This window comes from Streptomyces sp. XD-27, assembly GCF_030553055.1.
Taxonomy (GTDB): Bacteria; Actinomycetota; Actinomycetes; order Streptomycetales; family Streptomycetaceae; genus Streptomyces.
In genome coordinates this window covers 266587-286783 of sequence record NZ_CP130713.1, presented here as the reverse complement: position 1 = coordinate 286783, position 20197 = coordinate 266587, and the positions used below count along the sequence as shown (strand labels likewise).

The following is a 20197-nucleotide window of genomic DNA, read 5'->3' as shown; positions in this document are numbered from 1 at the left end:
CGGGCCCGCGCCCGCCGTCACTCGGCGGGCTTGTCCGAGTCCACGCCCGGCCGGGCCTTGGCCCACAGCCCGCGCGTGAAGTCCGGCATCTCCTGCGGCGCGCCCTTCGCCCTGATGGACGCGTTGCTCAGCGGGACCGGCGCGCTCCAGGTCGCGGCGTCGTACACGTCGAAGTCCGGCACCAGCCCCAGCCGCATGCACTGCATCAGCCGGTACAGCATGATGTAGTCCATCCCGCCGTGACCACCGGGCGGGTTGCTGTGCTCCTTCCACAGCCAGTGGTCCCACTGCGCGTAGGCGCCGAAGTCGCCCCACCGGTCGTCGGTCATCTCGGGTTCGAGGTAGATCCGGGCCGGGTAGTCCTCGAAGACGCCTTTCGTCCCGCCGAGGATGTTCACCCGGCTGTACGGGTGGGGGTTGGAGACGGCGTGCTCCAGCCGGATGACCCGGCCCTTCTCCGTCTGCACCAGGCTGATCGACATGTCGCTCTCGATGTACGACTCCTTCCAGCTCGGGTGGCCGGGCGGCATGTGCTGCTCGCGGTAGGCGGCCAGCCCCAGGGCGGGTGAGCCGAACGTCGAGATCCGTACGGCGCGGTCACCGCGGTTGACGTCCATGTAGTTGCCGACGGGACCGAAGCCGTGGGTGGGGTAGACGTCGCCTTTCAGCCGGGTGTGCCACAGCCGGCGCCAGGGGCCCTCGTAGTACTCGGGATCGAACATCAGCTCGCGCAGGTCGTGGATGTACGCGCCCGCCCCGTGCAGGAGTTCGCCGAAGAGCCCGGCGTGCGCCATGCGCAGTACGCGCATCTCGTTTCTGCCGTAACAGCAGTTCTCCAGCTGCATGCAGTGGCGGCGGGTGCGCTCGGACGTCTCGACCAGCTCCCACAACTGGCCGAGTTCCATCGCCAGCGGACACTCCACGCCGACGTGTTTGCCGCATCGCATCGCCGTCCGGCACATCTCGAAGTGCCAGTCCCAGGGCGTGGCCACATAGACGAAGTCGATGTCGGTGCGCGCGCACAGGTTCTCGAAGTCGTGCTCGCCCTTGGTGTACAGGGCCGGGGCGGGCCGGCCCGCAGACGTGACCTTCGCGGCGGCAGCGGCGGCCTTGGCCCTGACCGTGTCGCACACCGCGACGACGCGCACGCCCGGCAGGGCCAGGAACAGGTCGATCATCTCGCCGCCGCGCTGGCCGAGGCCCACGAGGCCCACGCGCACGGTTCCGCGCCGCTCGAACGGCACTCCGATCATCGTGGCGCCCTGGCGCGGCGGAGTGCCCGGGACGGCGGCCGCGGCGGGGGCCGCGGCGGCGCTCTGGGCGCCGACGCTCATCGCGCCGACCCCGATGCCCGCGCCGGCGGCGCCCGCGGTCCACAGGACGGAGCGGCGGCTGGGGTGCTGCGGTGTTGCCTCGTTCATCGATCCTCCAGGAGAACTGACGTGCGGGGCTGGTGGTCGAACCACGGTCAGGAACCCTGGCGGCTGGTGTGCATGAGACGCAAGAGGGCACTGGTTGAACTTTCGGCGCGGACTGTTGGACTCTCCCGCGAACGTGCCCGACGGTGCCCCTCCCAGCGCCGCGCGAACGTGTCCGACGGCCCGGTCGCCGGGCGTCCCTGCCCCCGCGCCGCTGTCAGTGGTCGTCACTATGCTCGTCGTGCCGACGACGCCCCTCTTACCGGCCGGAAGCCCCCGGCACCGCTCACCCCTCACGGAAGGAGCCCATTGCACCCCGACACGGCCGAATGGACCCCGCCTCCCGCCGACCCGGAGCAGCCCGCCCAGGTGCGGCGCATCCTCCGCCTCTTCCGCCCCTACCGCGGCCGGCTCGCCGTCGTCGGGTTGCTCGTCGCCGCCTCCTCACTGGTCTCGGTCGCCTCGCCGTTCCTGCTCCGCGAGATCCTCGACACCGCCATCCCCGAGGGCCGCACCGGCCTGCTGTCCCTCCTCGCCCTCGGGATGATCGCCGCCGCCCTGTTGAGCGGCGTCTTCGGCGTGACGCAGACCCTCCTCTCCACGACCGTGGGCCAGCGCGTCATGCACGACCTGCGCACCGCCGTCTACGAGCGGCTCCAGCGCATGCCGCTCGCCTTCTTCACCCGGACCCGCACCGGCGAGGTGCAGTCCCGCATCGCGAACGACATCGGCGGCATGCAGGCCACCGTGACCTCCACCGCCACCTCGCTGGTCTCCAACCTCACCAGCGTCGTCGCCACGGTCGTCGCGATGCTCGCGCTCGACTGGCGGCTGACCGCCGTCTCCCTGCTCCTGCTGCCGCTGTTCGTCTGGATCAGCCGCCGTGTCGGCCAGGAACGCAAGAAGATCACCTCGCAGCGCCAGAAGCAGATGGCCGCCATGTCCGCGATGGTCACCGAGTCGCTCTCGGTCAGCGGCATCCTGCTGGGGCGCACCATGGGCCGCTCCGACTCCCTCACCGCGGCGTTCGAGCGGGAGTCCGAGCGGCTCGTCGCCCTGGAGATACGCGCCGGCATGGCCGGCCGCTGGCGGATGGCCACCATCGGCGTGGTCATGGCGGCCATGCCCGCCGTCATCTACTGGACCGCGGGGATCGCCATGCGCGGCGGCGGCCCCGGCGTCTCGCTGGGCACGCTCGTCGCGTTCGTCTCCCTCCAGCAGGGCCTGTTCCGGCCCACCGTCGGCCTGCTGTCCACCGGTGTGCAGATCCAGACCTCGCTCGCGCTCTTCCAGCGCATCTTCGAGTACCTCGACATGCCGGTGGACATCACCGAACCCGCCGAGCCCACGCGGCTGCCGGAGATCCGCGGCGAAGTCCGCTTCGACAGCGTCGACTTCGCCTACGACCCGCCCGGCGCCGAGCCCGCCCGCCGCACCCTCAGCGGCGTCGACCTGACCATACCGGCGGGCGGCAGCCTGGCCGTCGTCGGCCCGACCGGCTCCGGCAAGAGCACCCTCGGCTACCTCGTGCCGCGGCTGTACGACGTGACCGGCGGCCGGGTCATGATCGACGGCGTCGACGTGCGCGAACTCGATTTCGACACCCTCGCCCGCGCCGTGGGGGTCGTCTCGCAGGAGACGTACCTCTTCCACGCCTCCGTGGCCGAGAACCTGCGGTTCGCCCGGCCGGACGCGACCGACGAGGAGCTCGCCGAGGCCGCCCGCACGGCCCAGATACACGACCACATCATGTCCCTGCCCGACGGCTACGACACCGTCGTCGGCGAGCGCGGCTACCGCTTCTCCGGCGGCGAGAAGCAGCGCCTCGCCCTCGCCCGGACCATCCTGCGCGACCCGCCCGTCCTCATCCTCGACGAGGCGACCAGCGCCCTGGACACCCGTACCGAACAGGCGGTCCAGCAGGCCATCGACGCCCTCTCCGCCGGCCGTACGACCATCACCATCGCGCACCGGCTCTCCACGGTCCGGGGCGCCGACCGGATCGTCGTCCTCGACGCCGGCCGCGTCACCGAACAGGGCACGCACGACGAACTGCTCGCCGCGGACGGGCGGTACGCAGCCCTCGTACGCGGCGACACCCACCTGACCTCCGCCCCCGCGGCCTAGCTAGGGTGGCCGCATGACACGCCACGACGACCTCCCCAAGGCCGAGTTCGCCTTCCCCGGCCCGGTGCGCGACCAGCTGGTCGCCGCGATCCTCTCCGGCGCCAAGACCTCCACGACGACGCTGGACGTGGAGTTCGAGATCTTCGGGGAGCCGATCCCGGTCGTCGGGGAGCGCCAGGTCGTCGTCGACTCCCAGGACCGGCCCGTCGCCGTCATCGAGATCACCGAGGTGCGGAAGCTGACGGTGGGGGAGATCGACCTCCAGCACGTCATCGACGAGGGCGAGGGGGACGAGACGATCGCCCAGTGGCGCGCCTCGCACGAGCGGTTCTGGCACAGCCCGCAGATGCGGGAGGCGCTCGGCGACCCCGGCTTCACCGTCACCGACGACACGCCGGTGGTCGCCGACCGCTTCCGGGTCGTGGAGCGCCTGGACCCTGCCGCCCCCTGACAGCGGTACGCCAGGCCGGGCGGGGGCGTAGGTCAGGAGAACTCGGCGCGGACCGCCTCCGTGTGCTCGCCGAGCGCGGGCACCGGCCGCATCGGCGCCCGCCGGCCCGCGACCTCCACCGGCGGCAGCAGGCCGCGCAACGGCCCGACCGGGGAGCCGAAGTCCCCGAACCGGTCCCGAGCGGCCAACTGCGGATGACCGGCGAACTCGTCCACCGTCCGCAGCCGGGCGCAGGCGATCCCGGCGCCCTCCAAGAGTGCGCTCACCCCGTCCGCCGTGTGCCCCGCGAAGCACCGCTCCAGCTCGGCCGTGAGCTCGTCGTCGTGCGCCCGCCGCAGCGGGTTGTCCGCGAACCGCGGATCGCGGGTCAGCTCCGGCCGGCGCAGCACCCGCTCGCACAGCGCCACCCACTCGCGGTCGTTCTGCACGCTCAGGAACACCCGCGCCCCGTCCCGCACAGATACGGCCCGTACGGGGAGATCGACGGATGGCGGGCGCCGCTTCGCGCCACCGGCGTCCCGCCGTACGCCTGCGCGTAGAAGGGGTGCCCCATCCACTCGCCCAGCGCGTCCAGCAAGGACACCGCCACCGCCGTGCCCTCGCCGGTGCGCTCGCGTTCGTACAGCGCGGTGAGCACGCCGGTGTACGCGTACATCCCGCCCGCGATGTCGGCGATCGAGACACCCGGCCGGGCGGGCTCCTCCGGGGTGCCGGTGATGGACACCAGACCCGTCTCGCACTGCACCAGCAGGTCGTAGGCCTTCTTGTCGCGGTACGGTCCCGTGTCGCCGTAACCGGTGATGTCGCAGGTGATCAGCCGCGGATGCCGGGCGCGCAGCGCCGCCGAGCCCAGGCCGAGCCGCTCGCAGGCGCCCGGCCTGAGGTTCTGCAGCACCACGTCCGCGCGCGCGACGATCCGATCCAGCAGCGCGCGGTCCGCGTCGTCCCTGAGGTCCAGGACGACGCTCTCCTTGCCCCGGTTGACCCATACGAAGTACGCGGACATGCCCTTGACCTCGCGGTCGTAGTCGCGGGCGAAGTCACCCCGGCCGGGCCGTTCCACCTTGATCACCCGCGCCCCGAGATCGGCCAGCTGGCGGGTGGCGAACGGGCCCGCCACGGCCTGTTCGAGCGCGACGACGGTGACACCCTGGAGCGGCAGCACGGCCCGTCAGCCTCCGAACAGCTTCCGCAGGAACCGGACCTGCTCCGCCTGCTGGTGCGCCCCGCCGCCCTCGTGCCCGTTGAAGGACCACACCTTGAGCTCCTTCTCCCGCCCCGCGTAGTGGTGGTACGCGGCGAAGCCGCCCGAGGTGGGCGTCACGGCGTCGCGCAGCGCGGTCGAGAACAGCGCGGGCGCGCTCGCGCGGGCGGCGAAGTTCAGCCCGTCGAAGTGGTCGAGGGTGTCGAAGACCCGGTCGACCAGATGGCGCTGGCCGGACAGGTACCGGGCCAGCTCGCCGTAGGGATCCGCGTCGGTGATCTCCACCGCCCGGCGTATGTGCGTCATGAACGGCACATCGACCAGCGCGCCCGCCAGACCCGGCACCAGGCCGGCCGCGGCCAGCGCCAGCGCGCCGCCCTGGCTGCCGCCGCTCACCACCACCCGCTCCGGGTCGACCGCCGGATGCGTGCGCGCCGCCTCCACCGCGCGCACCGCGTCGGCGTAGAGCCGGCGGTAGTAGTAGTCGTCCGGTGCCAGCACGCCCCGGGTCAGCTGTCCGGGCGCCTCCGGCCCCGTGCCGCCCACCGGATCAGCGGTGTTGCCGTAGGTGTCGGGGCTCCAGCCCTGCCCCCGGGTGTCCATCACGAACACCGCGTACCCGGCCGAGGGCCACACCAGCCACTGGTACGGCAGGCCCCGGCCGCCGCTGTAGCCCACGTACTGCACCACGCACGGCAGCGGCCCGGACGCCGCGCGCGGCACCAGCAGCCAGCCGCGGATCCGGTGCCCGCCGAAGCCGGAGAACTCCACGTCGTGGCAGGCGGCCTGCGACAGCCCCGCGTCGGTCTCGGTGAACCGCGCGTCCAGCCCGTGTCCGCGCGTCTCGTCCAGCGTCCGCTTCCAGAACCCGTCGAACCCGTCGGGCTCGGGCAGCGGCGGCCGGTACGTGCGGAGCTGATCCAGCGGCAGGTCGACGAACACGGCGGGAACCTCCGGAGTCGGGTCACCTGGTGCGTGCGGGTGGACGTCCTGTTCGAGATGTCGGCTGCGCGGGGTGGTCGGACGCATGTGATGGTCACATGCGTGTACGACGGCGAGTCAAGAGCGTCCCATGCTGTCCGGCGCGTCCACCCGGGCGGCCGCGGGATCCAGCACGCGCGTCAGGAAGGCCCTGGTCCGCGGCTGCCGGGGCGCACCGATGACCTGATCGGGACCGCCCTCCTCGACGATCACGCCGTCGTCCATGAACACCACGCGGTCCGCGACCTCCCGCGCGAAACTCATCTCGTGCGTCACCACCAGCATCGTCATCCCCTCGTCGGCCAGCGCCCGCATGACCGCCAGCACATCCCCGACCAGCTCCGGGTCGAGCGCCGACGTCGGCTCGTCGAACAGCATCAGCTCCGGGTCCATCGCCAGCGCCCGGGCGATCGCCACCCGCTGCTGCTGGCCGCCGGACAGCTGCGCCGGGTACGCCGCCTCCTTGTCCGTCAGGCCGACCCGGGCCAGCTGGCGCCGGGCCACCCGGTCCGCCTCGGCCCGGTCGCGCCGCAGCACCCGCCGCTGCGCGATGGTGAGGTTCTCCAGGGCCGTCAGGTGCGGGAAGAGGTTGAACGACTGGAACACCATGCCGATCCGGCGCCGCACCCGGTCGATGTCCACGTCCGGGTCGGTGACCTCGGTGCCGGCCACCGTCACCGTGCCGGACGTCGGCTCCTCCAGCAGGTTCACGCAGCGCAGCAGCGTCGACTTCCCCGAACCCGAGGGCCGATGACGCACACCACCTCGCCCCGCGCGACGCGGAAGTCGATCCCCTTGAGCACCTCCGTGTCACCGAAGGACTTGCGCAGCCCCTCGACCCGGATCGCCGCCGCGCCGTCCACCGCGGCCGTCTTCGCCACGTCCACGTCCACGCCCCTCACCTCGACTTCGCCGTACGGGCCTCCAACCGCCGCACCAGATCGCCCAGCGGGAGGGTGATGAGCAGATAGCACAGCCCGGCGACCATGATCGGCGTCAGACTGCGGTGCTGGTTGAGCGCGTCCCGGCCGAACTTGGCCAACTCGTACTGGTCCAGCGAGAGCCCGAGCAGATACACCAGCGACGAGTCCTTGGTGAGCAGGATCAGTTCGTTGGTGAGCGGCGGCAGCACGATCCGGAACGCCTGCGGGATGATGATCGACACCATGGCCCGCGCCTGGGACATGCCCAGGGAACGGGCCGCCTCCAGCTGCCCCTTGGGCACCGCCTGGATGCCCGCGCGGATCGTCTCCGCCATGTACGCGGCGCCGACCAGCCCCAGCGCCAGCATCACGGTGACGTACCGGTCCAGTGCGATCTGGAAGGCGAGCGGGACGCCGAAGCCCAGGGAGATGAAGACCAGCAGCGCGGGCACGCCCCGGAAGAACTCGATGTAGGCGATCGACAGCCAGCGGTACGGCGGCACCTGCGACAGCCGCATCAGCGCCAGGACCAGGCCCAGGACGAGCCCGAACCCGAAGCCGAACAGGGTGTAGACGACCGTGTTGACCAGGGCGGTGGCGATGATGTCGGGGAACAGCTCCCTGGCGACCTCGACATCGAAGAACGCCCGGCGCAGCTCACCCCAGTCCGCGGCCAGGACGACGGCGAGCAGGACGGCGACGAGCACGGCGTACTGGAGGGTTCGGATCACCCGCGTCCGCTGGCGACGGGTCATGGCCATATCGGAAGCGACTCCTCGACTCCGGCGGGAAGGACGGATAGGGGGGTATGCGGATATGGGGGCATGAGGTCACTTTTTCGGCGCGGCGCCGAACCATTTCTTGTAGATCCTGTCGTAACGGCCGTCCGCCCGCGCCTTCTTGATCACGTCGTTGATCTTCTCCCGCAGCGCGTCGCTGCCGGTCCGCACCGCGATGCCGTAGCTCTCCCCGGTGTCGAACTCCGCGGTCACCTCCGTGTCGCCGTTGTCCTTCACGTAGTCGTACAGCACGCCGTTGTCGTTGATGGCCGCGTCGACCTGGCCGGTCTTCACCGCCGTCAGCAGCAGCGCCAGGTCCTCGAACTGGACCAGCTTCACGCCCTCGCCGTGCTTCTTGGCGTACTCCTCGCCCGTGGTCGACTGCTGGACCCCCAGCGACTTGCCGTCGAGGTCGCCGAGCGTCCGGTAGCCGGCGCCCTTCTTCGCGATCAGGGCCTGGGTCGCGGCGAAGTACGGATCGGAGAAGTCCAGGTTCTTCTCGCGCACCGTGGTGATCGTCATGCCCGCGGCGGCGACGTCGCACTTGTTGGTGTTGAGGTCCTCACCGGACTGGATGCCCTCGAAGGGCGTGTCCACGATCTCCTGCTCGACGTCCAGTTCCTCGGCGACGAGATCGACGATGTCGACGTCGAAGCCGACGACCTTGCCGCCCTCCTTCACCTGGAACGGGGCATAGGGCAGATGCGTACAGGTCGTGAGCTTGCCGGACTTCACGAGGCTGATCTTCGAGCCGTCGCCGGACGGCTCGGTGCTGGTGCAGCCCACCAGCAGGGCGGCAGCGGCGGCGGTAGCGATCACAGGCAGTGCGGAGCGAGCGGACACGGCACCTCCGGGGCACGGGTCGGTGAACGTCCTACTTGATCAGCGAGCTGGCCCGCATCCTGCCATCGCCGGTGCGCGTTGTCGCCGCCGCGTGCGTTGCGAGCACGTAACGACCACGCGGTCTCGCGACCGGCGAACGCCCGGGAGGGAGCCGGGTTCCCACCGATGGACGATCGCCACACCGGTTCCGCGCTGGAAGACTGGCCCGGCATGACCGGCCCGGTACCACCGCCCCGGCACGACCGGCCCGGCCGATCTGCCCCCCGCCCCCCCACCGAGCAAGGACGACGCACATGGCCTATCTCGCCGCCGAGGACCGCTACGACGCCATGCGGTACCAGCGCTCCGGACGCACCGGGGTCCTGCTGCCCGAAGTCTCCCTCGGCCTGTGGCACAACTTCGGAGACACCCACCCCCTCGCCACCCAGCGCGCCGTGCTCCGCCGCGCCTTCGACCTCGGCGTCACCCACTTCGACCTGGCCAACAACTACGGCCCGCCCGCAGGCAGCGCGGAGAGCAACTTCGGCACGCTCTTCGCGCAGGACTTCCGCCCGTACCGCGACCAGATGTTCATCGCCACCAAGGCCGGATACGGGATGTGGCCGGGACCGTACGGCGAATGGGGCTCGCGGAAGTACCTGCTCGCCAGCCTCGACCAGTCCCTGACCCGCATGGGCCTGGACCACGTCGACGTCTACTACTCCCACCGCTTCGACCCCGACACGCCCCTGGAGGAGACGGTCGGCGCCCTCGACAGCGCCGTACGCCAGGGCAAGGCCCTGTACGCGGGCCTGTCCAACTACCCGCCCGAGGCCATCACCCGCGCCGCCGCCCTCCTCAAGGAGCTGCGCACCCCCTACCTGGTCAACCAGCACCCGTACTCGATCCTCCAGCGCGACGTCGAGGACGGGGTCCTGGCCGCCTCCGCCGACGCGGGGGTCGGGTTCATCGCCTACTCCCCGCTCGCCCAGGGCCAGCTCACCGACCGGTATCTGGCCGGGGTGCCCGCCGACTCGCGGATGGCCGTCGGCCACTTCCTCACGCGGGACGCGCTCACCGACCGCAAGCTCACCCTGCTGCGCGCCCTGGACAAGCTGGCGCGCGGCCGCGGCCAGACCCTCGCCCAGCTCGCCCTGGCCTGGGTGCTGCGCGACCCGCGCGTCACCTCCGTCGTCATCGGCGCCAGCGGCGTGGCGCAGCTGGAGCAGAACATCGCCGTCCGCGACACACCGCCGCTGACCGAACCCGAGCTGGCCGAGATCGACCGGCTCTCAGTGGAGGCGGGGGTCGCCATCCCCTGAGCGGGTCCGGCTACGATGAGTGACCGATCCGTGATCAGTGCTCGTCGTACGGAGGCCCCGCCTTGGCAACCCATCGGATACCCGTCGTCCTCATCGCGGGATTCCTGGGATCCGGCAAGACCACGGTGCTCAACCATCTGCTGCGGGTGAGCAGGGACACCCGCATCGGCGTCATCGTGAACGACTTCGGGAGCATCAACATCGACGCCCTGGCCGTGGCCGGGCAGGTCGACTCGATGGTCCCGATCGAGAACGGCTGCCTGTGCTGCGCGGCGGACGCCGAGGAACTCGACCGGATGCTGGACCGGCTCGCCGACCCCGCCGCCCGCATCGACGTGATCGTCATCGAGGCGAGCGGGCTGGCCGAGCCGCAGAGCATGATCCGCATGCTGCTCGCCAGCACGGACGAGCGCGTCACCTACGGCGGCCTGGTCGAGGTCGTCGACGCGGCCGAGTTCGACGGCACCCGCGCGCGGCACCCCGAACTCGACCGGCACATCAGGGCCGCCGACGCCGTCATCCTCAACAAGGCCGACCGGGTCGGCGGCGAGCAGCGGCAGCGCCTGCTGGAGACGCTGCGTACGCTGGCGCCGGGCGCGCCCGTGGTGGTGGCCGAGCACGGACGGGTCGACCCCGGCTTCCTCTTCGACCAGCGGCCCCGTACGGCGCGCACCGAGCCGTTCCGGCAGCTGTCCTTCGCGGACCTGTGGGCCGACGGGGTCGATGAGGCTGACGGGACTGACGGGGCCCATCACGATGACGACCACGACCACGACCACGGGCACGGTGCGCATCTGCACGCCGCGTACGAGAGCGTCGAGTTCTCCTCCGGCCGGCCCCTGCACCCGCGCCGCTTCATGGAGTTCCTCGACAGCCGGCCCGCCGGCCTCTACCGCATGAAGGGCTTCGTCGACTTCGCCGGGGCGGACCGGCCGCAGAAGTTCGCCCTGCACGCCGTCGGCTCCTACCTGAGGTTCCGGCAGTCCGCGTGGGAGCGCGACGAGCCGCGCGCGACCCAGCTGGTGATGATCGGCGCCGGTATCGACGCGGCCGCGCTCAAGGACGGGCTGGGGGAGTGCGTCGAACCGGCGCCGGAGACGGTCGAGGAGCACCACATGCTCGGTGTGCTGCGGTACGTCCAGCAAGACCAGCAAGACCAGCACAGCGAGCCGGACGAGCCGGCCGCGTACGCGGAGCCGGTGCAGCACACCGAGCAGGGCGCATCCAGAGCGCCGGGTCAGTAGGCCCGATCGGCGCCCGTCACGAGCCGCTTTTCCAGCAGGGTGACGGCGTACCGCTTGCCGCCGTCGCCCTGCTTGGCGGCCGTCTCACCCACGACGGTGTACCCCGCGTCCTCGTAGTACCGGCGCAGCCGCGCGTTTCGGCAGTCCAGCCGGCACAGTTCGCGCCCGGCGGCGGCGATCCGCCGCTCGGCCCGGGCGAGCATCGCCCGTCCCGCCCCGGCGGGCGCCGCCCCCCGGTCCGTCATCAGCCGGTGGACGTAGCCCGCGACCGGCGGCTGCGCGCCCCACGCGGCGACGTCCTCCCACCACAGCTCCCAGGCCCCGGCGGTCGGCCCGTCGGGACCGAGGGTGGCCAGCCACACCTCGCCCTCCGCGAGCCGCGCCCGGAAGTGGTCGCTCCCCATCTCGCCCGGCTTCCACTGGTCGATGCCGCAGCTCATCTGCCAGCGTGCGGCGGCGTCCCGCAGCCGGACGAGTTCGGCTATGTCACGCTCGTCGGCCTGTCGGAAGGACAGCGCCGGCGCGCTAGTAAGAGTCTCGCTCATGGGCCGATCCTGCCTGATCGCCCAGCGGGCGCGGCGATCGGGCCCATCCGGTGTCCGGCTGCCGGACACCGGCCCCATCCGGTGCCCGGCTGCCGCGGGCCCGGTCATCACGGCGCGGCGCGAGGTCCGTCGTTCAGGTGGTCTCGCGGCGCCGTCGCGCGCCTGGGCCCGCGGCGTGCGGGACGGTATGCGCATGCGTCACCAACTGCTGCTCTACCCCCTGCTCGGACTGCTGCCGGGGCTCGCCGGATGCCTCGTCGTCTCGCCGGACCGCGCCGCGAGCAACGCCACACCGGCCGCGGCCGCTCCGCGCGCGACCGCGGCGTCCCCGCGCCCGACCGAGGCGCCCGGGCGGGCGGGCCGGATCCCCGCGGGGACGGGCCACCGGGACAAGAACCGCGACGTGGCATCACGGCACACCGCACAGCCGTCCGCGCCGGGCGGCGTCCCCCGGCCCCGGCCGTCGGCGCCGGAGATCGGCGCCAACCGGCCCCAGTCGCCGCCGCCCGCGCGCAGGCGGCCGCGGGCCGGCGACCTGCCGGGCGCCGGGGTGCCGGGCGGGGGCCTGCCGGGTGCCTTCGTCCCCGACCAATGGCTGCCGCGCCCCGGAGGGAACGCGGGGTCGGGCTCGCTGTGCGATCTGGCGGGACGGCGGCTCAGCCCGGAGCACATGCGCCAGTGCCGGGGTCTGTACGGGTAGCGGCATTCGGGGAGCGGCCTGCGCCTCGGCGGCCGGCGTCAACCGGGCGGTGTGCGTACGCAGCCACTCCACCAGCCGGACGAGCCGCGCGTCGTGCCCGAGTGGCCGGGCGGTGAGCAACTGGTAGCAGGTGCCGTCCGCGACGAAGCCGAACGGCGCCACAAGCTGACCGCGCGCCAGATCGTCCTGGACCAGCGCGTACGGGCCGATCGCGACACCCAGTCCGGCGACGGCGGCCTGGAGCGACAGGTAGAAGTGCTCGAAGGTCTGCTCACCGGCCGCCTCGACCGCGGCGCCGGTCAGCCGCAGCCACTCAGGCCACGCCCCCGGACGGGTGCGGGTGTGCAACAACGTGACGCCGGACAGCCGCGCGGGATCGGTCAGACCGGCGGCCAGGCCCGGACGGCAGACGGGGCCGATGTACTCGTCGAACAGCGGCGTCCGGCCGACCCCCTCGGGAACGGCGAAGTCCTCGCGCCTGATGGCCGCGTCGACGCCGTCCCGGGCGAAGGACACCGGGCCGCCGCCCGCCGACAGGTGCAGGGCCAACGACGGCTCCAGACCGGCGAGTCCGGGCAACCGCGGGATCAGCCAGCGCATCAGCAGCGTCGGCTCGTACGACAGGGCCAGCGGCCCCGCCTCCCCGCCCCGCGCCACCTGCCGCGCCGCCGCACCGATCTGGTCGAAGGCGTCCCGTACCACGTCGGCCAGGCGCACGGCGGCCGCTGTCGGCACCATCGCACGCGCCGTCCGCTCGAACAGCCGGGTCCCCAGGGCGCGTTCCAGGTGCTGGATCTGCCGGCTCACGGCGCCATGCGTCAGATGCAGCTCCCGCGCCGCCCGCGTCACACTGCCGTGCCGCACCACGGCCTCGAACGGGAGCAGTGAGTTCAGCGGCGGCAGATCGCTTCGGGGCATGTGAGATTTTCTCACAGCGAGCGTGAGGAACATTCGCTTGTCCCCACCCCGGCACCTGCGACAACGTTGATCCGCCACCCCCGGCCGATCCACCACCTGTGAACGGAGCAGCGTGCCCAGGCGTATCGCCGTACTCGCCGACGACCTCACCAGCGCGGGTGACGGTGCCGCGCCCTTCCTGCGCGCGGGCCACCCCGCCCGCGTCCTGCTCGCCCCGCCCGCGACCCCGCCCACCGCGCCCGGCGTGACCGCCGTCGACCTCGACACCCGGCGGATGGGGCCCGGCGCCGCCGCCGAGCGGACCCTGCGGGCCGCCCGCACCCTGGCCGCCGGGCTCGGCCTCGGCGACATCCTGCTGAAGACCGTCGACTCCACACTCCGCGGCCATCTGGCGGCCGAGATCGCCGCCGCCCGGAGCGGCTCCGGCCGCCGCGCCGTCATCATCGCCCCCGCCTTCCCCGGCGAGGGCCGCACCACCGAGGGCACCGTCCAACTGCTGCACGGCATACCGGTCCACCGCACCGGGTACGCGGACGATCCCGCGCACCCCGCCCGCTGCTCCGACCTCGCCGCCCTCGTCCCCGGCCTCACCGCGGTCCCGGCCGAGCGGACCGCGTTGCTGCCGGAACTCGTCGCCGAGGGCCGCACGCTGCTGTGCCCGGCGCGCTCCGACCGCGACCTGGACCGGGTGGTGGCCGCGGTGCCCCGTCCGGAGGACGTGCTGTGGGTCGGCTCGCCGGGCCTGGCCGCGGCCCTCGCCCGCCGCTGCGCCGCCTCCCGTCCCTCGTCGCCACCCCCGGTTCCGGCGGCCCGGCGGCCCCTGGTCGTCGTCGGCAGCGCCAACCCCGTCTCCCGCGGCCAACTCGCCCGGCTCGGCGCGACGGAGGGCGTCGGCGGCACCGTCCTCCCCACCGGCTCCGCCGAGCGGCACGGCCGCGGCCCCGCGCAGGCGGCCCATGGAACCGATGGCGCCGGCGCCCCCGGGGCCGCCGGCACGGCCGGTGACGGAGCCCTCGCGACGGCCGCCGCCCTGCGGGCCCTGGCCCACCCCGTCCGCACCCTGAGCACCCCCGACCGGCGCACCGCCCCCGGCGGGGACGCCCCGCTCGCCGAGCGCCTCGCCGCGGCAGTCCGCCCCCTGGTCACCGAGGGCGCCGTGGACGGCCTCGTCCTCACCGGCGGCGAGACCGCCCGCGCCGTACTCGACGCCCTGCGCGTCGCCGCCCTCGAACTCGTCGACGAACCCGAGCCCGGCATCGCCCGCGCCCTCCCGCTCAACACCCCCGGCTGCCCCGTGCTCATCAAGGCGGGCGGCTTCGGCGACGAGGACACGCTGCTGCGCCTGTGCAGGCTGCTCACCCACCCGTACCCCGAGGAGATCGCATATGAAGCCCGTCGCCGTCACCATGGGCGACCCCTGCGGCATCGGCCCGGAGATCACGGCCAAGGCATGCGCCGACCCGGGCCGCACGGTGCCCTTCGTCGTCATCGGCGACCCCGGCCTCCTCGCCCGCACCTGCCGCCGGCTGGAGCTGCCGCTGACCGTCCGGCGGATCGCCACCGTCGCCGACGCGCGCGCGGCGCCCGGGACCCTGGAGGTGCTCGACGGGCCCGCGCTCCCTGAGGACCTGCCCGTCGGAACCGTCGACCCGCGCGCCGGCCGCGCCTCGTACGACTACGTCCGGCGCGGCGTCGAACTGGCCCTCGCCGGTGAGGTCCGCGCGCTGACCACCGCCCCCCTCAACAAGGAGGCGCTGCGCGCGGCCGGAGTGCCCCACCCCGGCCACACCGAGATCCTGGCCGAGCTCTCCGGCACCGGTACGTACGCCATGATGATGGCCAACGACGAACTGCGGGTGGTCCTGGTGACCGTCCACCAGTCACTGCGCACCGCTCTCGACGCCCTCACCACCGATCGCGAACTGGAGACGATCCGGCTCGCCCACCGCACCCTGCCCCGGGCGGACGGTACGGGCCCCCGGATCGCCGTCGCCGCGGTCAACCCCCACGCGGGAGAGAACGGCCTCTTCGGCGGCGAGGAGCGCGACATCCTCGCGCCGGCCGTGCGCGCCGCGCGGGCCGAGGGCATCGACGCGAGCGGGCCCTGGCCCGCGGACACCGTCTTCCTTGCCGCCCGCCAAGGGGAGTTCGACGTCGTCGTGGCGCAGTACCACGACCAGGGGCTGATCCCCGTCAAATACGCCGGCCTCGCCCACGGCGTCAACATCACCCTCGGCCTGCCCTTCGTCCGCACCAGCGTCGACCACGGAACCGCCTTCGACATCGCGGGACGCGGCATCGCCGACCACACCCCCCTGCTCACCGCCCTCCGCCACGCCGCCCGCCTCACCGCGCCGGCGCCCCGCCCCTGAACCGCGAAGGCCCGCCATGGACTTCATCTTCATGCTCACCCGCGACGACCGGACCGTCCGCGACTGCCTGCACGTGCTGGACACCGTCGCCGACGCCGGAGTCCGCCACATCGGATTCAAGGACGTCGGTGTCGAGCGTGCCACCCTCACCGCGCTCCACACCCGCATCAAGGAGCTGGGCGCCACCAGCCACCTGGAGGTCGTCAGCACCGACCGGGAGCAGGCGCTGGCATCGGTCGCCACCGCCATCGACCTGGGGGTCGACTGGCTCATGGGCGGCACCTGGGTCACCGAGGCGCTGGAACGGCTGCGCGGCACCGCCATCGGCTACCTCCCCTTCGCCGGGGAACCGCTGGGACACCCCACCCGCCTGGCGGGCGGACCGGCCAGGATCGCCGAGGACTGCCGCCGCCACGAGGCCGCCGGCTGCGCCGGCGTCGACCTCCTGGCGTACCGGGCCACCGAAGCGGACCCGCTGAGCCTCGTCCGCGCCGCCAGGGCCGCGACCTCCGGGCGCCTCGTCGTGGCCGGAAGCATCTCCGGCACCCGGCAGATCCAGGAGCTGGCCGCGGCGGGCGTGGACGCGTTCACCATCGGCTCCGCCGCGTTCAGCGGCTCCCTCGACCCGCGCAGGGGGTCGCTGCGCGGCCAGCTCGACCACGTCATGACGACGCTGACGGGTCAGGGCCGTCAGGGCTGAGCACGGCGTCGAGGTCGTAGCTGACCGGCTCCTCCAGTTGCGCATACGTGCAGCCGCGCGGGTCGCGGTCGGGCCGCCAGCGGCGGAACTGCGTGGTGTGCCGGAACCGGTCGCCCTGCATGTGGTCGTAGGCCACCTCGCACACCCGCTCGCAGCGCAGCGGCACCCACACGGCCAGGTCCTTCGCTCCCGACCAGCGGCTGGGCGCCCCGGGCAGCCGGGCCGACTCGTGCGCGGCCTCGTCCATCCAGGCGCCCCACGGATGCCCCGCCGGCGACGCCATCCGCAGCGGTTCCAGCTCCTCGACCAGTTCGCGCCGCCGCCGCATGGGGAACGCCGCGCACACCCCGACGTGCTGGAGCCGCCCCGCCGCGTCGTACAGCCCGAGCAGCAGGGAGCCGACCACCGGGCCGGACTTGTGGTGGCGGTAGCCCGCCACCACGCAGTCCGCCGTCCGGGAGTGCTTGATCTTGTACATCACCCGGGCGTCCGGCCGGTAGGGCTCGTCGAGCGGCTTGGCGACGACCCCGTCCAGGCCCGCGCCCTCGAAGCGTTCGAACCACTCCTGGGCCAGCTCGGCGTCGGTGGTGGCGGGCGCCACGTGGAGCGGTGGGACCGCCCCGCCCAGCGCCTCGACCAGCGCGGCCCGCCGCTCGTCCTGCCGAGTGGCGAGCAGTGACTCCTCGCCGAGCGCCAGCAGGTCGAAGGCGATGAAACGGGCCGGGGTCCGTTCGGCCAGCAGCCGCACCCGCGAGTCGGCGGGGTGGATCCGCTCGGTCAGCTGGTCGAAGTCCAGACGGCCGTCATGCGCGATCACGATCTCGCCGTCCATGACGCACCGCTCGGGCAACTGCGCCAGGAAGGCCTCGACCAGTTCCGGGAAGTAGCGCGTCAGCGGCTTGCCGGTCCTGCTGCCGACGACGACCTCCGCGCCGTCCCGGTACACGATGGCCCGGAAGCCGTCCCACTTGGCCTCGTACAGCATCCCAGGCGGGATCTTCGCCACGGGGCGGGCCAGCATCGGCTTCACCGGCGGCATGACCGGCAGGTCCATGTCCCGATTCTGCCGCTCACCGGCCGGTTCCGCCCGATATGCGCGCCACCCCAGGCGGGACTTAACGTGACTGACATGGGCGAAGCGGTGGAACTGGACGCCGGCGGGCACACGATCCGGCTGTCCAATCCGGACAAGGTGTACTTCCCGGAGCGCGGTTTCACCAAGCTCGACGTCGCCCGCTACTTCCAGGCCGTCGAGCCCGGCATCACCCGCGCCCTGCACGACCGCCCGACCACGCTGGAGCGCTATCCGGACGGGGTCGGCGGCGAGTCGTTCTTCCAGAAACGCGTCCCCAAGAACCACCCCGACTGGCTGCGGACGGCCACCATCTCCTTCCCCAGCGGCCGCCAGGCCGACGAGCTGTGCCCGGCGGACCTCGGCGCCGTGCTCTGGGCCGTCAACCTGGGCTGCCTCACCTTCCATCCCTGGCCGGTACGGAGCGGCCGGCTGGACCACCCCGACGAGCTGCGCATCGACCTGGACCCGCAGCCGGGCACCGGTTACCCGGAGGCCGTGCGTGCCGCCCACGAACTGCACGCGGTCCTGGCCGACCTCGGGCTGCGCGGCTGGCCCAAGACCTCCGGCGGCCGCGGCCTGCACGTCCTCGTGCCCATCGAGCCGCGCTGGACGTTCACCCAGGTACGGCGCGCCGCGATCGCGCTGGGCCGGGAGCTGGAGCGCCGGATGCCGGAGGAGGTCACGATCAAGTGGTGGAAGGAGGAGCGGGGCGAGCGGATCTTCGTCGACTACAACCAGACCGCCCGTGACCGGACGGTCGCCTCGGCCTACTCGGTCCGGCCCCACCCCCGTGCCCAGGTCTCCGCGCCGCTGCGCTGGGAGGAGCTGGACGAGGCCGTCCCGGCCGACTTCGACCTGGCGACCATGCCCGGGCGCTTCGCCGAACACGGCGACGTCCACGCGGACATCGACGACCACGCGTACGCGCTCGACGGGCTGCTGGAGATGGCCGCCCGCGACGAGCGGGAGCACGGCCTGGGCGACCTGCCGTATCCGCCGGAGCACCCGAAGATGCCGGGGGAGCCGAAACGGGTCCAGCCCAGCCGCGCCAAACGCCGGACCGACTGAGCACCGGCTCGCCCGGCCGTCTGCCCGGACCTCTGCTCGCAGGCATCAACCGCCGCGTCGGTCGACGACACGGCGGATCTTGCCGACCGAGCGTTCCAGGGTCTCCGGCTCCACGATCTCCACCTCGACGGTCAGGCCCACCCCGTCCTTGAGGCCCTTGCCGATGGCCTCCGCGGCGGCCTCTCGTATCTCCGGACCGGTCCCGGCCCGGGCCTCGGCGCGGACGGTCATCCGGTCGGTCCGGCCGTGCCGGGTGAGCAGCAGCTGGAAGTGCGGGGCCACGCCCGGCGTACGCAGCACGACCTCCTCGACCTGACTGGGGAAGACGTTCACCCCGCGCAGGATGATCATGTCGTCGCAGCGGCCGGTGACCCGCTCCATGCGGCGGAAGGCGGGCCGGGCGGTGCCGGGCAGCAGCCGGGTGAGGTCGCGGGTGCGGTAGCGGATGACCGGCATCGCCTCCTTGGTGAGGGACGTGAACACCAGCTCCCCGCCGGCGCCTTCGGGCATCACCTCGTCGGTGACCGGGTCCACCACCTCGGGATAGAAGTGGTCCTCCCAGATGTGCGGCCCGTCCTTGGTCTCCACGCACTCCTGGGCCACACCGGGGCCGATGACCTCCGACAGGCCGTATATGTCCACCGCGTGGAGGTCCAGGCGCGTTTCGATCTCCCGGCGCATCTCCTCGGTCCACGGCTCGGCGCCGAAGATGCCGATCCGCAGTGACGTGCCGCGCGGATCGATGCCCTGGCGCTCGAACTCGTCGAGGAGGGTGAGCATGTACGAGGGGGTGACCATGATGATCTCGGGCTCGAAGTCCTGGATGATCCGCACCTGGCGGGCGGTCATCCCGCCGGAGGCCGGGATCACGGTGCATCCGGCCCGCTCCGCCCCGTAGTGCGCGCCGAGCCCTCCGGTGAACAGGCCGTACCCGTACGAGATGTGCACCTTGTGGCCGGGTCTGCCGCCCGCGGCCCGGATGGACCGGGCGACCACATCGGCCCACATGGACAGGTCGCGCTCGGTGTAGCCGACGACGGTGGGCTGCCCCGTGGTGCCGCTGGAGGCGTGGAGGCGCCGCACGTCGGCCAGGGGGACCGCGAACATGCCGTACGGGTAGGTGTCGCGCAGATCCGCCTTGGTGGTGAAGGGGAAGCGGGCCAGGTCCGCCAACGACCGGCAGTCCCGCGGCGTGACACCCGCCGCGTCGAACTTGCGCCGGTACAGCTCGACATGCTTGTACGCGTGGTGCAGAGTGGCCTGCAGCCGCTCGAGCTGGAGCGCCCGCAGCTCCTCACGGGACATCAGTTCCGCCGGGTCCATGAGGGCCGCCGGGAGGGCCGGCCCGCGCCGCACCGCCGCGCCCGCCGTGCTGGTCGCACCGTCGCTCATGCGTGTCCTCACCTCCGCCTCGGACAACTCCACCCCGTACAACGAGCCGACCGAACATTCGGTACGGGTTGTGGTGAAGTCAATCCGCCGCCCGAGCCGCGTGTCAAGAGGTGTGCACGCCCTCCCCGCACGCCACACACTGGAGGGGAAGCGGGC

At 72.8% G+C, this 20197-nt stretch carries 15 protein-coding genes and 3 pseudogenes; 8 read left to right on the top strand and 10 right to left on the bottom strand.

Annotation, left to right across the window (positions count from 1 at the left end):
- Positions 1 to 17: 17 nt before the first annotated feature.
- Positions 18 to 1421 carry a Gfo/Idh/MocA family protein gene (locus Q3Y56_RS01145; RefSeq protein WP_304460122.1) on the bottom strand — a complete coding sequence of 468 codons (1404 nt, stop codon included), beginning with the start codon at positions 1419 to 1421 and terminating at the stop codon, positions 18 to 20.
- Between the two features lie 306 nt (positions 1422 to 1727).
- On the opposite strand from Q3Y56_RS01145, the gene Q3Y56_RS01140 reads away from it, so the two are divergent.
- Both Q3Y56_RS01140 and Q3Y56_RS01135 read left to right on the top strand, forming a co-directional pair.
- Positions 1728 to 3545: an ABC transporter ATP-binding protein gene (locus tag Q3Y56_RS01140; RefSeq protein ID WP_304460121.1), complete on the top strand. Its 1818-nt coding sequence runs from the start codon at positions 1728 to 1730 to the stop codon at positions 3543 to 3545.
- A 13-nt stretch (positions 3546 to 3558) separates the two neighbouring features.
- Entirely contained in the window at positions 3559 to 3996 is a 438-nt protein-coding gene (locus tag Q3Y56_RS01135; protein ID WP_304460120.1) for an ASCH domain-containing protein, read from the top strand.
- Between the two features lie 32 nt (positions 3997 to 4028).
- On the opposite strand, the pseudogene Q3Y56_RS01130 reads toward Q3Y56_RS01135, so the two are convergent.
- From Q3Y56_RS01130 to Q3Y56_RS01110, 5 genes and pseudogenes are all read right to left on the bottom strand, one after another.
- Positions 4029 to 5116: pseudogene (locus Q3Y56_RS01130) on the bottom strand (CaiB/BaiF CoA transferase family protein).
- A 51-nt stretch (positions 5117 to 5167) separates the two neighbouring features.
- Positions 5168 to 6142: an acetylxylan esterase gene (locus Q3Y56_RS01125; protein ID WP_304465429.1), complete on the bottom strand. Its 975-nt coding sequence runs from the start codon at positions 6140 to 6142 to the stop codon at positions 5168 to 5170.
- Positions 6143 to 6259: 117 nt separating this feature from the next.
- A pseudogene (locus Q3Y56_RS01120) lies at positions 6260 to 7068 on the bottom strand (amino acid ABC transporter ATP-binding protein).
- A gap of 11 nt (positions 7069 to 7079) precedes the next feature.
- A complete protein-coding gene (locus Q3Y56_RS01115) occupies positions 7080 to 7865 on the bottom strand; it encodes an amino acid ABC transporter permease (RefSeq protein WP_304460119.1) in 786 nt (261 codons plus the stop codon).
- A gap of 69 nt (positions 7866 to 7934) precedes the next feature.
- A complete protein-coding gene (locus tag Q3Y56_RS01110; protein WP_304460118.1) occupies positions 7935 to 8726 on the bottom strand; it encodes an ABC transporter substrate-binding protein in 792 nt (263 codons plus the stop codon).
- 293 nt (positions 8727 to 9019) lie between these two features.
- On the opposite strand from Q3Y56_RS01110, the gene Q3Y56_RS01105 reads away from it, so the two are divergent.
- Entirely contained in the window at positions 9020 to 10027 is a 1008-nt protein-coding gene (locus Q3Y56_RS01105) for an aldo/keto reductase (RefSeq protein WP_304460117.1), read from the top strand.
- A gap of 62 nt (positions 10028 to 10089) precedes the next feature.
- Complete coding sequence (locus tag Q3Y56_RS01100; protein ID WP_304460116.1) at positions 10090 to 11271, top strand: GTP-binding protein; 1182 nt, start codon at positions 10090 to 10092, stop codon at positions 11269 to 11271.
- On the opposite strand, the gene Q3Y56_RS01095 is transcribed toward Q3Y56_RS01100, so the two are convergent.
- Positions 11265 to 11816 (bottom strand): N-acetyltransferase, encoded by a 552-nt coding sequence (locus Q3Y56_RS01095; protein WP_304460115.1) that lies wholly within the window; start codon positions 11814 to 11816, stop codon positions 11265 to 11267. The two genes, Q3Y56_RS01100 and Q3Y56_RS01095, sit on opposite strands and share 7 nt — an antisense overlap.
- Positions 11817 to 12225: 409 nt before the next feature.
- Positions 12226 to 13434, bottom strand: coding sequence for a LysR substrate-binding domain-containing protein (locus Q3Y56_RS01090; RefSeq protein ID WP_304460114.1), 1209 nt, complete (start codon positions 13432 to 13434; stop codon positions 12226 to 12228).
- 112 nt (positions 13435 to 13546) lie between these two features.
- Here Q3Y56_RS01090 and Q3Y56_RS01085 point away from each other — a divergent pair.
- The 3 genes and pseudogenes from Q3Y56_RS01085 to Q3Y56_RS01075 form a co-directional block, all read left to right on the top strand.
- Positions 13547 to 14758 (top strand): annotated as a pseudogene (locus Q3Y56_RS01085) (four-carbon acid sugar kinase family protein); the annotation flags it as partial.
- 61 nt (positions 14759 to 14819) lie between these two features.
- The gene (pdxA, locus tag Q3Y56_RS01080) at positions 14820 to 15806 is read left to right on the top strand and encodes a 4-hydroxythreonine-4-phosphate dehydrogenase PdxA (protein ID WP_304460113.1); all 987 of its coding nucleotides are present in this window, start codon (positions 14820 to 14822) and stop codon (positions 15804 to 15806) included.
- A 16-nt stretch (positions 15807 to 15822) separates the two neighbouring features.
- Entirely contained in the window at positions 15823 to 16506 is a 684-nt protein-coding gene (locus tag Q3Y56_RS01075; protein ID WP_304460112.1) for a HisA/HisF-related TIM barrel protein, read from the top strand.
- Here the strand turns inward: Q3Y56_RS01075 and Q3Y56_RS01070 are convergent.
- Positions 16469 to 17560, bottom strand: coding sequence for an ATP-dependent DNA ligase (locus tag Q3Y56_RS01070; protein ID WP_304460111.1), 1092 nt, complete (start codon positions 17558 to 17560; stop codon positions 16469 to 16471). The genes Q3Y56_RS01075 and Q3Y56_RS01070 overlap by 38 nt on opposite strands.
- Before the next feature lie 75 nt (positions 17561 to 17635).
- On the opposite strand from Q3Y56_RS01070, the gene ligD reads away from it, so the two are divergent.
- Complete coding sequence (gene ligD / locus Q3Y56_RS01065) at positions 17636 to 18649, top strand: non-homologous end-joining DNA ligase (protein WP_304460110.1); 1014 nt, start codon at positions 17636 to 17638, stop codon at positions 18647 to 18649.
- A gap of 45 nt (positions 18650 to 18694) precedes the next feature.
- Here the strand turns inward: ligD and paaK are convergent, their stop codons facing one another.
- Positions 18695 to 20041: a phenylacetate--CoA ligase PaaK gene (gene paaK, locus Q3Y56_RS01060; protein ID WP_304460109.1), complete on the bottom strand. Its 1347-nt coding sequence runs from the start codon at positions 20039 to 20041 to the stop codon at positions 18695 to 18697.
- Positions 20042 to 20197: the final 156 nt, after the last annotated feature.

Bases quoted from the DNA above. Each gene is read 5' to 3' on its own strand.
- Q3Y56_RS01145 (WP_304460122.1), bottom strand. From the start codon at position 1,421: ATGAACGAGGCAACACCGCAGCACCCCAGCCGCCGCTCCGTCCTGTGG.
- Q3Y56_RS01135 (WP_304460120.1), top strand. From the start codon at position 3,559: ATGACACGCCACGACGACCTCCCCAAGGCCGAGTTCGCCTTCCCCGGC.
- Q3Y56_RS01115 (WP_304460119.1), bottom strand. From the start codon at position 7,865: ATGGCCATGACCCGTCGCCAGCGGACGCGGGTGATCCGAACCCTCCAG.
- Q3Y56_RS01105 (WP_304460117.1), top strand. From the start codon at position 9,020: ATGGCCTATCTCGCCGCCGAGGACCGCTACGACGCCATGCGGTACCAG.
- Q3Y56_RS01095 (WP_304460115.1), bottom strand. From the start codon at position 11,816: ATGAGCGAGACTCTTACTAGCGCGCCGGCGCTGTCCTTCCGACAGGCC.
- Q3Y56_RS01090 (WP_304460114.1), bottom strand. From the start codon at position 13,434: ATGCCCCGAAGCGATCTGCCGCCGCTGAACTCACTGCTCCCGTTCGAG.
- pdxA (WP_304460113.1), top strand. From the start codon at position 14,820: ATGAAGCCCGTCGCCGTCACCATGGGCGACCCCTGCGGCATCGGCCCG.
- Q3Y56_RS01075 (WP_304460112.1), top strand. From the start codon at position 15,823: ATGGACTTCATCTTCATGCTCACCCGCGACGACCGGACCGTCCGCGAC.
- Q3Y56_RS01070 (WP_304460111.1), bottom strand. From the start codon at position 17,560: ATGGACCTGCCGGTCATGCCGCCGGTGAAGCCGATGCTGGCCCGCCCC.
- ligD (WP_304460110.1), top strand. From the start codon at position 17,636: ATGGGCGAAGCGGTGGAACTGGACGCCGGCGGGCACACGATCCGGCTG.
- paaK (WP_304460109.1), bottom strand. From the start codon at position 20,041: ATGAGCGACGGTGCGACCAGCACGGCGGGCGCGGCGGTGCGGCGCGGG.